The organism is Micromonospora phaseoli (assembly GCF_900109115.1).
Classification (GTDB): Bacteria; Actinomycetota; Actinomycetes; order Mycobacteriales; family Micromonosporaceae; genus Micromonospora; species Micromonospora phaseoli.
In genome coordinates this window covers 151,077-164,771 of record NZ_FNYV01000005.1, presented here as the reverse complement: position 1 = coordinate 164,771, position 13,695 = coordinate 151,077, and the positions used below count along the sequence as shown (strand labels likewise).

Sequence of the window (13,695 nt, the reverse complement as noted above, 5' to 3'; positions counted from 1 at the left end):
CACCCCACCCCACCCGGTGATCAAGAACTTTTGGTCAGATATCACGCTGGATCCCGACCAAAACCTCTTGATCAACTAGGGAGGAGGAGGGAGGGAAAGAGGGGAGGGGGGTTAGGCGGTCTCGACGATCATGCCGGCGCCGACCGTGCGGTTGGTGGCCTCGTCGATGATGACGAACCCACCCGTGGTGCGGTTGCGGCGGTACTCGTCGGCCAGCAACGGGACCGTGGTCCGCAACCGGACCCGGCCGATCTCGTTGAGCCGCAACTCGCCCGCCGAGTCGTCCCGGTGCAGGGAGTTGATGTCCAGACGGTAGTGCAGGCCCCGGACGATCGCCCGCGCCGCACGGGTGGTGTGCTTGATCGCGTACTTGCCGCCCACCCGCAACGGGCGGGTCTCGTCCATCCAGCAGACCATCGCCTCGATGTCCTGCGCGACCGCCGGGGCGTTGTTCGGCCGGCAGATCATGTCGCCCCGCGAAATGTCGATCTCGTCTTCCAGACGCACCGTCACCGACATCGGCGGGAACGCCTCCGCGACCGGACCGTCGGCGGTCTCCACGGCGGCGATCCGGCTGGTGAAGCCCGACGGCAGCACCATCACCTCGTCACCCGGCTTGAGCACACCCGAGGCGACCTGACCGGCATAGCCCCGGTAGTCGGTGACCACCCTCGACTGCGGCCGGATCACGTACTGCACCGGGAAACGGACGTCGACCAGGTTGCGGTCGCTGGCGATGTGCACCCGCTCCAGGTGGTGCAGCAACGCCGGCCCCTCGTACCAGGGCATGTTCTCCGAGCGGGTGACGATGTTGTCACCCTTCAGGGCCGAGACGGGCACCACCGTCAGATCCGGGACGTCCAGCTTCGCGGCGAACGCGGTGAACTCGTCGGCGATCCGCTCGAAGACGTCCTGGGAGAAGTCGACCAGATCCATCTTGTTGACGCAGAGAACCAGGTGCGGCACCCGCAGCAACGAGCAGAGGAAGGCGTGCCGCCGAGACTGCTCGACCAGCCCCTTGCGGGCGTCCACCAGGATCAGCGCCAGGTCCGCGGTCGAGGCCCCGGTGACCATGTTCCGGGTGTACTGGATGTGCCCTGGGGTGTCCGCGATGATGAACTTGCGTCGGGGCGTGGCGAAGTAGCGGTACGCCACGTCGATCGTGATGCCCTGCTCCCGCTCCGCCCGCAGACCGTCGGTGAGCAGCGCCAGGTTGGTGTACTCGTCGCCGCGGGCCGCGCTGACTGCCTCCACCGCGGCCAACTGGTCGGTGAACAGCGACTTCGTGTCGTAGAGCAGCCGGCCGATCAGCGTCGACTTGCCGTCGTCCACGCTGCCGGCGGTGGCGAAACGCAGCAGATCCATCGGCCGGGCCTGGACCTCGGTGGTGGTCATCAGAAGTAGCCTTCCCGCTTGCGATCCTCCATCGCGGCCTCGCTGACCCGGTCGTCACCCCGGGTCGCCCCGCGCTCGGTGATCCGGGTCGCGGCGACCTCCTCGATGACCTTCTCGACCGTGTCCGCGTCGGAACGGACCGCCGCCGTGCACGAGGCGTCGCCCACCGTGCGATACCGCACCCGCGCCTTGAACCGCTCCTCGCCCGCCCGCGCCGGCAGGAAATCGTTGACCGCGTAGAGCATCCCGTCGCGCTCGACCACCTCACGCTCGTGCGCGTAGTAGATCGACGGCAACTCGATCCGCTCCCGGGCGATGTAGTGCCACACATCCAGCTCGGTCCAGTTGGAGAGCGGGAAGACCCGGATCGACTCGCCCGGGTGGTGCCGCCCGTTGTAGAGCGCCCACAGCTCCGGCCGCTGATTCTTCGGATCCCACTGGCCGAACTCGTCGCGGAAGCTGAACATCCGCTCCTTGGCCCGCGCCTTCTCCTCGTCCCGCCGGGCACCACCGAAGAGCGCGTTGAAGCGGTGCTTCTCCACCGCCTCGAGCAGCACCGGCGTCTGGATCCGGTTGCGCATCCCGTCCGCCGACTCCCGGACCAGCCCACTGGCCAGGGCCTCCGGCACGCTGGCCACCACCAGTTGCAGGCTCAGCTCGGCAACCCGCCGATCGCGGTAGTCGAGCACCTCCGGGAAGTTGTGGCCGGTGTCGACGTGCATCACCGGAAAGGGAACCTGGGCCGGCGCGAAGGCCTTCTGCGCCAGCCGGAGCATGACGATCGAGTCCTTGCCGCCGGAGAAGAGCAGCACCGGCCGCTCCATCTCGGCGACGACCTCGCGCATCACGAAGATGCTCTCCGCCTCCAGCGCGTCAAGGTGAGTGACCTGGTAGGCCGCTGGCGCGGTCATGACCCGGGCTCGATTCGCTCACTCATCCGCTTTCCAGACCTTTCCGGTCGGGGATGTCAGGAAGTAGCGCCAGGCTACCCGCAATGCCGGTGCAGCGCTGCAAGTAACCGGCTGGCGAGATCCTTGCGGCACACCAACAGATCAGGCAGACGTGGATCCGCCTCGTTGTATCTCAGCGCAGAACCGTCGATCCGGGAAGCATGTAGTCCGGTGGCCGTCGCCACAGCCACCGGTGCCGCCGAATCCCACTCGTACTGCCCGCCGGCGTGGATGTAGGCGTCCACCTCACCGGTGATCACCGCGGCGATCTTCGCACCGGCCGAGCCCATCGGCACCAAATGCGCACCGACCTCCTCCGCGAGGTCGGTCAGGAACACCGGCGGCCGGCTCCGGCTGGCCGCCAACCGCAGCTGCCGGGCGCCGCCCATGGTCGCCGCCTCCGGCGTCATCGGCGGATAGGCCGGCGGAACGTCCGTACCCAACACCCGATGCTGGGCCGGCAGCCCGACCGCACCAGCAACCAGACCGTGCGGGGTGGACGCGTGACGCGTCCAGAGCGCCACATGCACCGCCCAGTCCACCCGCCCCTGCTCGCTGAACTCCCGCGTACCGTCCAGCGGGTCGATGATCCAGACCCGGTCGGCGGTCAGCCGGGAAACGCTGGCGGAGTTCACCTCGGCCGCCCACGCCAGCCGGGAACCCTCGTCCTCCTCGGAGAGCACCCCGTCACCTGGGCGCCACTTGGCCAACTCGGTCCGGATCAGGTCATGCGAGACCTTGTCCCCCGCCGCCTTCAGCGCACCGGCGTCCGAGAACCCCATCTCCGCCCGCAGACCCACCAGCGCCGCACCGGCCTGGGCCGCCAGCCACCGCGCGAACGCGCCGTCGATCATCGGTGGACCGCTCATGCTCCCGCTCCCGTCGCTCGCCACGATCCGCGCACGCAGAGCGACCGACCCCGCCCGGCCGCCGAACCCGCACACTACCGGCCCGCCACCGCACCCGGCCGCGACGACCCGTCCTCAGCTCGCGTGGTAGAGGTTCTGCGTCGGCTCCACGCCCCGGGTGACCACGGACTCCACCACGTCCGCCGCCCGGTCCACCAGAAAGTCCAGCTCCTTGCGCTCCACCTGGGCGAAGTCCGACAGCACGTAATCCGCCGGATCCTGCCGTCCCGGCGGTCGACCGATGCCGAACCGCACCCGCACGTAGTCCTTCGTGCCCAACGACTTCGACATCGACCGCAGGCCGTTGTGACCGCCCTCACCACCGCCGCACTTGATCCGCAGCTGGCCGTAGCCGATGTCCAACTCGTCGTGCACCGCGATCACCCGCCCCGGCGGCACCTTGTAGAACTGGGCCAGGCTCGCCACCGGTCCGCCGGAAAGATTCATGTACGTCAGCGGCTTGACCAGCACCAACTTCGGCCCGCCCAAGCCGAGCCGCCCCTCGGCGACCTCCGCCGCCGCCCGCTTGTGCCGGCCGAACTTCCCGCCCAGCCGAGCGGCCAACAGGTCGACGACCAGGAACCCGACGTTGTGCCGGTTGCCCGCGTACTCCCGGCCCGGGTTGCCCAGGCCGGCCACCAACCACGGCCCGGTCTCGTCCGTCACGCGCCCCGCCCCTCCCGCCTCCGCCGGCGCTCACCGCAGCCCCCGGCCGCCGATCCTCCGATACGCCGGCAGGCGCCCCCGAAGACCGGGGACGCCTGCCGCAAACTGAACCGCGAAACGATCAGGACTCGGTACGGCCCTCGGTGCCCGCCTCGGCCTCGGCAGCCGACGCCTCGGCACCCTCCTCGGTGACCTCGCCGGTCTCGGCCTCGGCCTCCTCGGTGGCCTGCTCGACCTCGGGCAGCGTGGCCTCAAGCTGCTCGGCGGTCGGCGCGGCGGTGACCGTGGCGATCAACAGCTGCGGGTCGGCGGCCAGCTCGACACCGGCGGGCAGCTCGACGTCGGCGGCGGTGACCTGGACACCCGGCTCGGCACCCTCGATCGAGGCGTCCAGGTGATCCGGCACCTTGGTCGCGTCGGCGGTCACCGACAGGGTGTCGTGGTCGTGCACGATCAGGGTGTTCTTCGCGGCCTCACCGGTCAGCTGGACCGGCACATCGATGGTGACCTTCTCGCCCCGGCGCACCAGCAGCAGGTCGACGTGCTCGAACGTGTCCTTGATCGGGTCACGCTGGATCGCCTTCGGCAGCGCCAGCGCCTGGGTGCCGTCACTGACGTCGATCGCGAAGAGCTGGTTCGCGCCGCCCTTGCGGATCGCGGCCGCGAACTCACGGGCCGGCAGTGCGATGTGCTTGGGCTTCTCGCCATGGCCGTAAAGCACGGCGGGCACCTTGCCGGCCCGGCGGGTACGGCGGGCACCACCCTTGCCGAACTCGGTGCGGGGCTCGGCGCTGATCTTTACCTCGGACACGGGGAAACTCCTGATGCTTCGCTGCGGCAGCTTGTCGTCTGGCGGTGCTGGGCGGGGGGCTCGCAGGGGCTCATGCGTCAAAGACTGCCCGGAGCACCGCGTCGATCACGGTGCCTCCGTGCGGCGCTTCTCAGCGGCCCGCAGGGCACCCTCGCCGTGGCAACCGCACCAGTCTACCCGAGCGGTTTCCCTGGCATCCGGCAGTCCCCGGATGCGGCCCCACACACCGGCGGGACGGCCGGCGCGCCACGGCACCCGGACGAGCCGACCACATCGGCCGACCCGTCCGACACCGGGCCACCACGCGGCGAACCGCGCTCGGCTCAGCCCACCGCGCTCAGCTCAGCCCACCGAAGAGCGTGGTCACCGAGCCGTCGTCGAACACCTCACGGATCGCCCGGGCCAGCAGCGGCGCGATCGACAACACGGTGATCTTGTCGAGCTGCTTCTCCGGCGGCAACGGAAGGGTGTTGGTCACCACGACCTCGCTGATCGGGCTGTTCTTCAACCGCTCCGTCGCCGGGTCGGAGAGCAGCGCGTGGGTGGACGCCACGATCACGTCCGCCGCCCCCGACTCCTTCAGGATGTCGGCGGCCTTGCTGATCGTGCCACCCGTGTCGATCATGTCGTCGACGATCAGGCAGACCCGGCCCTCGACCTCACCGACCACCCGGTTCGCCACCACCTGGTTCGGCTTCAACGGATCCCGGGTCTTGTGGATGAACGCCAACGGGCAGCCACCCAACCGGTCGGTCCACCGCTCGGCCACCCGCACCCGGCCCGAGTCCGGCGCGACCACTGTCATCGGCCGGCCCGCGTACTTGCGCTCCACGTACTCGGCCAGGATGTCCATCGCGAAGAGATGGTCCACCGGGCCGTCGAAGAAACCCTGGATCTGCGCGGTGTGCAGGTCCACGGTGAGGATCCGGTTCGCTCCCGCCGTCTTCATCAGGTCGGCGACCAGCCGGGCCGAGATCGGCTCCCGGCCGCGGTGCTTCTTGTCCTGACGGGAGTACGGATAGAACGGCAGGACCACCGTGATCCGCTTGGCCGAACCGCGCTTCAACGCGTCGATCATGATCAGGGTCTCCATGACCCACGTGTTGACCCCATGCGTGATCGACTGCACCACGAAGGCGTCCGAACCACGCACCGAGTCCTTGAACCGTACGAAGATCTCGCCGTTGGCGAACTCGTACGCGTCGGTCGGCGTCGGCGCGACGCCGAGCACCTCACCGATCTCTCTGGCCAGCTCCGGAAAACCACGTCCGGAGAAGAGCATCAGGCTTTTGCGGTTTTCGGCGACGATGCTGCCCATGGGCCCGTCTGCTCCCGTTTAGGTCGGTGGTACCCGGCCACGGTGGTGGTCGGCCGGGGACTATTCGGTTGCAGTATCTCCCGCGCCGGGCGTGCCGCCCACCGACGCGGCGGTGCCGTGGATTGCCTCACCTTCGCTTGCGGACGAGGTCGGGGCCGGAGCACCCTGCGTGCCCCGCTGGGCACGCTCGGCCGCCGCCGCCGAAGCGGTGTCCGGCCGCTTACGCGCCACCCACCCCTCCACGTTGCGCTGCGGCGCCCGGGTCACCCCCAGCGCACCGGGCGGCACGTCGTTGCTGATCGCGCTGCCCGCCGCCACGTACGCCCCGGCACCCACCTCGACCGGCGCGATCAGGCTCGTGTCACAACCCACGAAGGCCGCCTCGCCGACCACGGTGCGGTGCTTGTTCACCCCGTCGTAGTTCACGAAGATCGTCGCTGCGCCGATGTTCGCCCGCGCCCCGATCGTCGCGTCACCCACGTACGACAGGTGGGGCACCTTCGCCCCGGCGCCCAGCTCGGAGTTCTTCACCTCGACGAAGGTGCCGACCTTCGACCGCTCCGCCAGCCGCGCGTCCGGCCGCAGGTACGCGTACGGTCCGACGCTGGCATCCGGGCCGACCTCGGCACCGACCGCGTGGCTGCGCAGGATGGTTGCGCCCGGCCCGACCACCGTGTCGATCAGGGTGACGTCCGGCCCGACCACCGCGCCGCTGCCGACCACCGAACCGCCACGGAGCTGGGTGTTCTGGTCGACCACCGCGTCCCGGTCCAGGGCCACCGTCACGTCGATCCAGGTCGTCTCCGGGTCGAGCAGGCTCACCCCGGCGCGCATCCAACGCTCGTTGACCCGATCACGCAGCAGCCGACGCAGCGCCGCCAACTCCACCCGGTCGTTGCAGCCGAGCGTCTCGGTGTGATCGCCCGCCAGGTGCACCCCCACCGGTTCGCCGGCGGACACCAGCATCTTGAAGACGTCGGTCAGGTACTCCTCGCCCTGGTCGTTGTCGGTGGAAAGCTTGCCGAGCACGTCCCGCAGCCGGGCCGCGTCGAAGGCGTAGATGCCGGCGTTGATCTCCCGGACGGCGAGCTGGACGGGAGTGGCGTCACGCTGCTCGACGATCTGTTCGAGACGACCCGCGCCGTCGCGCACGATGCGACCGAGGCCGGTCGGATCCGGCACCTCGGCGGCGAGCACGGTCGCCGCCGCACCCTCGCTCTCGTGCGCCGCCACCAACTCGGCGACCGTCTCCGGCCGCAGCAGCGGCACGTCGCCGTTGAGCACCACGACGGTGCCCGTCACCTCGGGAGCGGCCTCCAGTGCGATCCGCACCGCGTGCCCGGTACCGAGCTGCTCGGCCTGCAGGACCGCGGTCGCCTCCGGCGCGATCGCGGCCAGGTGGTCGCGGACCTGGTCCGCGCCGTGCCCCACCACCACCAGGGTGCGCGCCGCGGTCAGCGGGCCGGCAGCGGTCAGCACGTGGCCGACCAGCGTCCGACCGAGTAGCGGATGCAACACCTTCGGCAATGACGACTTCATCCGCTTGCCCTCACCGGCGGCAAGCACGACGACGGTGCGGGAGTGGGGCTCGGACACGACGTGGCTCCCGTCGGAACGCGGACAGTCTCTCGCGGCCATGCTAACCAGACATTAGCTGCGGATCAGTGGAAGCTCCCGGGAGAGGATTCGAACCCCTATAATCAGGACCAAAACCTGACGTCCTGCCATTAGACGACCCGGGAAGGTCTATAACGGACAAAAGTCACTGCTAGCCGAACCCCTACACCTTAGCGTCCCGCTGCCGGAGCACCATCGCTCATCCCCTTCATGATCCCCTCGATCTTCCCGTACAGCCGACGCGAGCGGGGTACCTCGACCACCAGGCATCCTCGATAGGTTTCGGCCGTGTTCAGTCGGACGGTGCCGGGACGGTGCCGCTGCAAGGTCGTGGGCTGGGAGGTTTCAGCCGGCACCCAACTCTCGATAAAACAGTTCCTTCACCCAGCGGCGCTGGCAGCCACCGTGGTGGCGCGGGCGGCGTCCCGGGCGCGGCGGTGCTCTCCCCACTGCGCGGCGGTCACGGTCTTCGAGTGGGCGCGGCGACGCTCCAGTTCCTGCGCCGGATCCCGGTCGAGCGGAAGATGCCGAACCCAGAGGTACGCCGTGGACCGGCTCACCCCGAGCCGTTGCGCGATCTCCGGCACCGACTGCTGTTCCTCGGTGCGCAGCCGGCGCACCTCGGCGGCGTCGAAGTCGGCCGTAAAGCGCAGGTTAGAACGACCGTACGACACATGGGTATCCGCCCGTGTCGCTGCCTGATGTGATCTACCCGCAGCTTAAGTTACGGTGACGTAGGCGTAGTTTTCGCGATCACCACCGTCCCGTGGAGGTGCCCATGTCTGCTGCCCTGCTCGACCCGACCGGCCCGAAACCGCTTACCCAGGGCACCCAGTCGCGGGGCATCCTGATCGCCCTGTGGTCCTTCGTGCTGATCCCGTTCGCGGCGCTGATCGCCGCCGTCCCGGTGGCCTGGGGCGGCTGGCTCAGCTGGGTCGACGTGGGCGTCGCGGCCTTCTGGTACGTCGTGTCGGGGCTGGGCATCACCGTCGGGTATCACCGCTACTTCACCCACGGATCCTTCAAGGCCAAGCGCTGGCTGCGCATCGCGATGGCCGCCACCGGCTCGCTCGCGGTGCAGGGCGAGATCATCCAGTGGGTGGCCGACCACCGTCGCCACCACGCGTTCTCCGACCTGGAGGGGGACCCGCACTCGCCGTGGCGGTTCGGGGCCACCCTGCGCGGCCTGACCAAGGGACTGTTCCACGCGCACATCGGCTGGCTGTTCGGGCGCGAGTTGTCGAACCGGGAGCGCTTCGCCCCGGACCTGCTGGCGGACCGGGACATCAGGCGGATGGACCGACTCTTCCCGGTGATGGTGATCGTGTCGGTGCTCGGGCCGGCGCTGATGGGTGGGCTCCTGACGTGGTCCTGGCAGGGCGCGCTGACGGCGCTGTTCTGGGCCGGTCTGGTCCGCATCTCGCTGCTGCACCACGTCACCTGGTCGATCAACTCGGTGTGCCACGTGTACGGCGAGCGGCCGTTCATGATGCGCCACGGCGACCGGGCGGCGAACTTCTGGCCGCTGGCGCTGATCTCCTTCGGGGAGAGTTGGCACAACCTGCACCATGCTGACCCGACGAGCGCGCGACACGGTGTCCTGCGGGGTCAGATCGACATCTCGGCCCGGGTGATCTGGCTGTTCGAGAAGGTGGGCGCGGCCTGGGACGTCCGTTGGCCGAAGCCGGAGCGGATCACGGCAAAGCTGGCGAAGCCGGCGGACCGGGTGACCACCTAGGCCCTGAGCGGGCGCCGATCCAGCAAGTTACCTGACAGTATGTTCAGGTGACCGGGCAGAACGCAGGCAGCATCCCACGACAGGGCGTCACCGAGCGCCGGCGAGGTGACGAGATGGCGCAGGCCCCAGGCGACGAGGGCGCCAAGCGCCGACGGCGGGCGGTACCCGCCGCGTCGGCCAAGCCGACCTCCCGGGTACGCATGTCGGCGGCGCAGCGCCGCGAGCAGCTGATCTCGATCGGTCGGCAGATCTTCGCCGAGCGCGGCTTCGACGCCACCTCGATCGAGGAGGTGGCGTCCCGCGCGAAGGTGTCCAAGCCGGTGATCTACGAGCACTTCGGCGGCAAGGAGGGGCTCTACGCGGTGGTGGTCGACCGGGAGGTCCGCTCCCTGCTGGATCGGATCACCACGGCACTGACCGCGGGCGATCCGAGAGAGTTGCTGGAGCAGGCCGCGCTGGCCCTGCTCGGGTACATCGAGGAGGAGACGAGCGGGTTCCGGGTGCTGGTGCGGGAGTCGCCGGTGCTCTCCGCGACCGGCAACTTCAGCAGCGTGATGAACGACGTCGCGCATCAGGTGGAGCACATCCTCGGCGCGGAGTTCTCCAGCCGGGGGTACGACCCGAAGCTCGCCGAGTTGTACGCGCAGGCGCTGGTGGGCATGGTGGCGTTGACCGGCCGCTGGTGGCTGGAGGTGCGCAAGCCACGTAAGGAGACGGTGGCCGCGCACCTGGTGAACCTGTCCTGGAACGGGCTGTCGAATCTGGAGGCCAAGCCGGGTCTGATCACCACCCGCGTACGCTGATCGGCGGGGGCGGGCGTCGTCCGATCGCCCCGGTCAGCTTCGACGGTGGATCTCGGCGACCGGGTGGTAGCGGCGGTTCCGTTCGGCCTCGGCGTCCTCGGGCGCGCCGACCTTGTCGTAGAGCCCGGTGCCGAGCAGGATCAGGCCGAAGAGCATCGAGACGACCACGGTCGACATCGAGAAGTTCAGGAAGTTGGCATCCGTCTGGAGCACCGACATCATCAGGATGCTGGTGGCCAGGAAGACCACCCCGGCGGTGAGATTCATGTAGTGGCCGAGGTTGTTGCGCCGGGACGCGCCCACGATGAGCACGATCCCGAAGGCGATGGAGACCAGCGAGAACGCCAGGTTGGTACGGAGCCCGAGGGCCCAGTTACTGCCCCGGCCGAAGAGCGGTTCACCCCAGGTGAGGGCGGTGCCCCAGACGCCGAAGACCAGGATGTAGAGCCCGATCAGAGCGGACAGCGCTCGGTAGACCGGTCGCGCGGGATGGTTCACCGGCAGGTGCGGCATGACTCCTCCACGCTGACGACAACAATAGGGACATTGTCCCCCATCTGCCGCCGCCCACTCCCAAAACCGCCCAATCAGCCAGATCGAACTTACCCGGGCCGCACCCGCGAGGTGGCCCCGTTGGTACCTCCGTCCACCGGCCGCCAGGCCCGGTACCAGCGAAACCCCGACAGGTTTTCGCCGGAGCCCGGCCCGCGCAGGGATCAAGCCTGACCGCCCGGAGCGGGTCGGGCTCCGGCGAAAACCACCAGGGAAACCACCAGGGAAACCACCAGGGAAACCACCAGCGCCAACCAGCACTCGGGCTCAGAGCACGAGGCGGGCCTTCTCCCAGCTCTCCCGCTCCTCGTCGGTGCCGACCTTGCCGTACATGCCGGCCATCAGCAGCACCAGGCTGAGCACCATCAGGACGACGACCGTGGCGACGCTCAGGTTGAAGATGTTCGCCTCGGTGCGGATGAAGGCGAGGCCGGCCAGGCTGACCACCATGATCAGGTACGCCATCCACTGGTTGATCAGCACGTCGAGGTTGCGGCCGATGACCGTGCCGACCAGCACGATCGCTCCGGCCACGATGCTGAACAGCGAGAACCCGAGGTTGGTGCCCTGGCCGAGGAACTGCGTGTCACCCCGGCCGAAGAGGGGGTCGCCGGTGCTGGTGATGAAGCCGATCGCACCGAAGGCCACCAGGTACAGACCGGACAGCCCGCCGATCGCCCGGTAGATCGGCCGCGCGGGGTGGTTGACGGGGGTGTGGGCCATGGCTGTGTCTCCAACGCCGTTGGGTGAGGGTCGTGGGCGATTCTCCCGCACCCTACGGTGTGACGCCGCACACGGGGTGGTCCAGGGCGAGCGCGGGTCGTTGCCTCGCCGGCGGCCGGTCAGCCGGCTGGTTCAGCCGGTCGGGATGTCGTCGGCCAGCGAAAGCCACGCCTCCTCGACCTGTTCCCGCTCGGCGCGTACCTGGTTGAGCTGGGCGTCCAGCTCGGCGACCTTGGTGTAGTTGGTGGCGTTGGTGGCGAGTTGGTCGAGCAGCGTGGCCTCCTTCTGCTCCAGCTTGCCGACCTGCCGCTCCAGGCGCGCCAGCTCCTTGCGGGCCTGCCGGGCCTCGGCGGCGCTCATTCCGCCGCTGCCGTCCGGCTGGCCGTTGGTTGCCGCGGCGGGTACGGCGCTCCGGCCGGGTCCGGGTAGGTCGGCGGCCCGGGTGAGGTACTCCTCGACACCGCCGGGCAGGTGCACCAGCCGACCGTCACCGAGCAGCCCGTACGCCGCGTCGGTCACCCGCTCGATGAGGTAGCGGTCGTGGCTGGCCACCACGATCGTGCCGGGCCAGGAGTCGAGCAGGTCCTCCAGCGCGGCCAGGGTGTCGGTGTCGAGGTCGTTGGTGGGCTCGTCGAGCAGCAGCACGTTCGGCTCGCCGGCGAGCAGGCGCAGCATCTGCAACCGGCGGCGTTCGCCTCCGGAGAGGTCGCCGACCGGTGTCCAGAGGCGCCGGTCGTCGAAGCCGAACACCTCGGCGAGCTGGGCCGCGGAGATCTCCCGGTCACCGAGGCGTACCCGCCGGGCGACCTCCTCGACCGCTTCGAGGACGCGCAGTTCGCTGGGGAGTTCGGTGAGTTCCTGGGAGAGGAACGCGGGGCGGACGGTGGAGCCGGTGATCAGCCGGCCGCCGTCGGGGCGGGTGACGCCGGCGAGCATCCGCAGCAGGGTGGTCTTGCCGGCGCCGTTGGCGCCGAGGATGGCGACCCGGTCGCCGGGGCCGACCTGCCAGGTGGTGTCGTCGAGGATGGTCTTGGGGCCCGCGTGCAGCCGGACGTGCTCCAGGTCGTACACCTGCTTGCCGAGCCGGGCGGTGGCCAGCCGCTGCAGGGACATGGTGTCGCGCGGTGGCGGCACGTCGGCGATGAGCGCGTTGGCCGCGTCGATGCGGAACTTCGGCTTGGAGGTGCGGGCCGGCGGGCCGCGACGCAGCCAGGCGATCTCCTTGCGGAGCAGGTTCTGCCGTCGGGCCTCGGTGGCGGCGGCGACCCGTTCCCGTTCGGCGCGGGTGAGGATCCAGGCGGCGTAGCCGCCCTCGTAGGCGTGGACGGCCTGGTCGGCGACCTCCCAGGTGGTGGTGCAGACGGCGTCGAGGAACCACCGGTCGTGGGTGACCACCACCAGAGCGCCCTTGCGGCCGAGCAGGTGCCGGGCCAGCCAGTCGACGCCGCCGACGTCGAGGTGGTTGGTGGGCTCGTCGAGGATGAGCAGGTCGGCGTCGCGGACCAGCAGGGCGGCCAGCGCCACCCGGCGGCGTTCGCCACCGGACATCGGCCCGACCTGGGCGTCGAGGCCGAGGTGGGGCATGCCGAGCCCGTCGAGGATGGCGCGTACGCCGGAGTCGCCGGCCCACTCGTGCTCGGCGCCCATGCTCTCGGCGAGCCAAACGGTGCCGAGCACGACGTCCCGGACGGTGGCGTCGGGGCTGAGGGTGAGGTTCTGTGGCAGCCAGGCGACCCGTAGGTCGCGCCGGTGGGTGACGCGGCCGTCGTCGGGTTCCTCGATGCGGGTGAGCAGCCGCAGCAGGGTGGACTTGCCGGCACCGTTGAGCCCGACGACGCCGATCCGGTCGGCGTCGTCGAGGCCGAGCGAGACGTCGGTGAGCAGTTGCCCGGCCGCGCCGTAGCCCTTGGACACCCGGTCCAGGTTGACGATGTTGGCCACGAACCCACCTTCCATGATTGAGAGTTCGCGCGAGCATGGCTGGCGGGGCGGCCGCGTCTCCACCGCCCTGTTCGCGCGAAAATCCAAGGCGTCCCGGTGCCGGCGGGCACCTGGGGACGCCTGGCATTCCAGGGTACGCGGCGGGGTCGGGTACCCGCGCCGGCCGCCCGCGACCGGGGCCGGCCTGGTGATCAACCCCGGTTAGCTGGCATGGCGGTGTTCGCCGCGCTCCGAGACCGCCAGCCCGGCGGAACGGTGTGGATCACCGCCCGC

Annotated in this window: 13 protein-coding genes and 1 tRNA gene; 2 read left to right on the top strand and 12 right to left on the bottom strand. The window is 69.7% G+C overall.

Annotated elements, in window-relative coordinates:
- Nucleotides 1–111: 111 nt before the first annotated feature.
- The 9 genes from BMY89_RS14995 to BMY89_RS14955 form a co-directional block, all read right to left on the bottom strand.
- Nucleotides 112–1,395, bottom strand: a complete 1,284-nt coding sequence (locus tag BMY89_RS14995) for a sulfate adenylyltransferase subunit 1 (protein ID WP_092380586.1) — start codon at nucleotides 1,393–1,395, stop codon at nucleotides 112–114.
- Nucleotides 1,395–2,306: a sulfate adenylyltransferase subunit CysD gene (cysD, locus tag BMY89_RS14990; protein ID WP_092380585.1), complete on the bottom strand. Its 912-nt coding sequence runs from the start codon at nucleotides 2,304–2,306 to the stop codon at nucleotides 1,395–1,397. The genes BMY89_RS14995 and cysD overlap by 1 nt, the downstream gene beginning before the upstream one ends.
- A gap of 74 nt (nucleotides 2,307–2,380) precedes the next feature.
- Nucleotides 2,381–3,214: an inositol monophosphatase family protein gene (locus BMY89_RS14985; RefSeq protein ID WP_092380829.1), complete on the bottom strand. Its 834-nt coding sequence runs from the start codon at nucleotides 3,212–3,214 to the stop codon at nucleotides 2,381–2,383.
- Between the two features lie 114 nt (nucleotides 3,215–3,328).
- Complete coding sequence (gene pth, locus BMY89_RS14980) at nucleotides 3,329–3,919, bottom strand: aminoacyl-tRNA hydrolase (protein WP_092380584.1); 591 nt, start codon at nucleotides 3,917–3,919, stop codon at nucleotides 3,329–3,331.
- A gap of 121 nt (nucleotides 3,920–4,040) precedes the next feature.
- The gene (locus BMY89_RS14975) at nucleotides 4,041–4,730 is read right to left on the bottom strand and encodes a 50S ribosomal protein L25/general stress protein Ctc (protein WP_092380583.1); all 690 of its coding nucleotides are present in this window, start codon (nucleotides 4,728–4,730) and stop codon (nucleotides 4,041–4,043) included.
- A 337-nt stretch (nucleotides 4,731–5,067) separates the two neighbouring features.
- Complete coding sequence (locus BMY89_RS14970) at nucleotides 5,068–6,048, bottom strand: ribose-phosphate diphosphokinase (protein WP_092380582.1); 981 nt, start codon at nucleotides 6,046–6,048, stop codon at nucleotides 5,068–5,070.
- A 60-nt stretch (nucleotides 6,049–6,108) separates the two neighbouring features.
- Nucleotides 6,109–7,686 (bottom strand): bifunctional UDP-N-acetylglucosamine diphosphorylase/glucosamine-1-phosphate N-acetyltransferase GlmU, encoded by a 1,578-nt coding sequence (gene glmU, locus BMY89_RS14965; RefSeq protein WP_092380581.1) that lies wholly within the window; start codon nucleotides 7,684–7,686, stop codon nucleotides 6,109–6,111.
- Between the two features lie 33 nt (nucleotides 7,687–7,719).
- Nucleotides 7,720–7,790: transfer RNA gene (locus BMY89_RS14960), tRNA-Gln, on the bottom strand.
- A gap of 255 nt (nucleotides 7,791–8,045) precedes the next feature.
- Nucleotides 8,046–8,339 carry a helix-turn-helix domain-containing protein gene (locus BMY89_RS14955; protein ID WP_092380580.1) on the bottom strand — a complete coding sequence of 98 codons (294 nt, stop codon included), beginning with the start codon at nucleotides 8,337–8,339 and terminating at the stop codon, nucleotides 8,046–8,048.
- A 104-nt stretch (nucleotides 8,340–8,443) separates the two neighbouring features.
- On the opposite strand from BMY89_RS14955, the gene BMY89_RS14950 reads away from it, so the two are divergent.
- Entirely contained in the window at nucleotides 8,444–9,403 is a 960-nt protein-coding gene (locus tag BMY89_RS14950) for an acyl-CoA desaturase (RefSeq protein WP_092380828.1), read from the top strand.
- A 113-nt stretch (nucleotides 9,404–9,516) separates the two neighbouring features.
- Complete coding sequence (locus BMY89_RS14945; RefSeq protein ID WP_092380827.1) at nucleotides 9,517–10,206, top strand: TetR/AcrR family transcriptional regulator; 690 nt, start codon at nucleotides 9,517–9,519, stop codon at nucleotides 10,204–10,206.
- Between the two features lie 33 nt (nucleotides 10,207–10,239).
- Here the strand turns inward: BMY89_RS14945 and BMY89_RS14940 are convergent, their stop codons facing one another.
- The 3 genes from BMY89_RS14940 to BMY89_RS14930 form a co-directional block, all read right to left on the bottom strand.
- Nucleotides 10,240–10,719 carry a DUF4383 domain-containing protein gene (locus tag BMY89_RS14940; RefSeq protein ID WP_092380579.1) on the bottom strand — a complete coding sequence of 160 codons (480 nt, stop codon included), beginning with the start codon at nucleotides 10,717–10,719 and terminating at the stop codon, nucleotides 10,240–10,242.
- A gap of 306 nt (nucleotides 10,720–11,025) precedes the next feature.
- Nucleotides 11,026–11,481: a DUF4383 domain-containing protein gene (locus BMY89_RS14935; RefSeq protein WP_092380578.1), complete on the bottom strand. Its 456-nt coding sequence runs from the start codon at nucleotides 11,479–11,481 to the stop codon at nucleotides 11,026–11,028.
- A 132-nt stretch (nucleotides 11,482–11,613) separates the two neighbouring features.
- Nucleotides 11,614–13,422 carry an ABC-F family ATP-binding cassette domain-containing protein gene (locus BMY89_RS14930; RefSeq protein ID WP_092380826.1) on the bottom strand — a complete coding sequence of 603 codons (1,809 nt, stop codon included), beginning with the start codon at nucleotides 13,420–13,422 and terminating at the stop codon, nucleotides 11,614–11,616.
- Nucleotides 13,423–13,695 lie beyond the last annotated feature (273 nt).

What these genes read in the sequence shown, in the direction of transcription:
- cysD (WP_092380585.1), bottom strand. Translation starts at nt 2,306, where the DNA reads ATGACCGCGCCAGCGGCCTACCAGGTCACTCACCTTGACGCGCTGGAG.
- BMY89_RS14940 (WP_092380579.1), bottom strand. Translation starts at nt 10,719, where the DNA reads ATGCCGCACCTGCCGGTGAACCATCCCGCGCGACCGGTCTACCGAGCG.
- BMY89_RS14985 (WP_092380829.1), bottom strand. Translation starts at nt 3,214, where the DNA reads ATGAGCGGTCCACCGATGATCGACGGCGCGTTCGCGCGGTGGCTGGCG.
- BMY89_RS14970 (WP_092380582.1), bottom strand. Translation starts at nt 6,048, where the DNA reads ATGGGCAGCATCGTCGCCGAAAACCGCAAAAGCCTGATGCTCTTCTCC.
- BMY89_RS14995 (WP_092380586.1), bottom strand. Translation starts at nt 1,395, where the DNA reads ATGACCACCACCGAGGTCCAGGCCCGGCCGATGGATCTGCTGCGTTTC.
- BMY89_RS14950 (WP_092380828.1), top strand. Translation starts at nt 8,444, where the DNA reads ATGTCTGCTGCCCTGCTCGACCCGACCGGCCCGAAACCGCTTACCCAG.
- glmU (WP_092380581.1), bottom strand. Translation starts at nt 7,686, where the DNA reads ATGGCCGCGAGAGACTGTCCGCGTTCCGACGGGAGCCACGTCGTGTCC.
- BMY89_RS14945 (WP_092380827.1), top strand. Translation starts at nt 9,517, where the DNA reads ATGGCGCAGGCCCCAGGCGACGAGGGCGCCAAGCGCCGACGGCGGGCG.
- BMY89_RS14935 (WP_092380578.1), bottom strand. Translation starts at nt 11,481, where the DNA reads ATGGCCCACACCCCCGTCAACCACCCCGCGCGGCCGATCTACCGGGCG.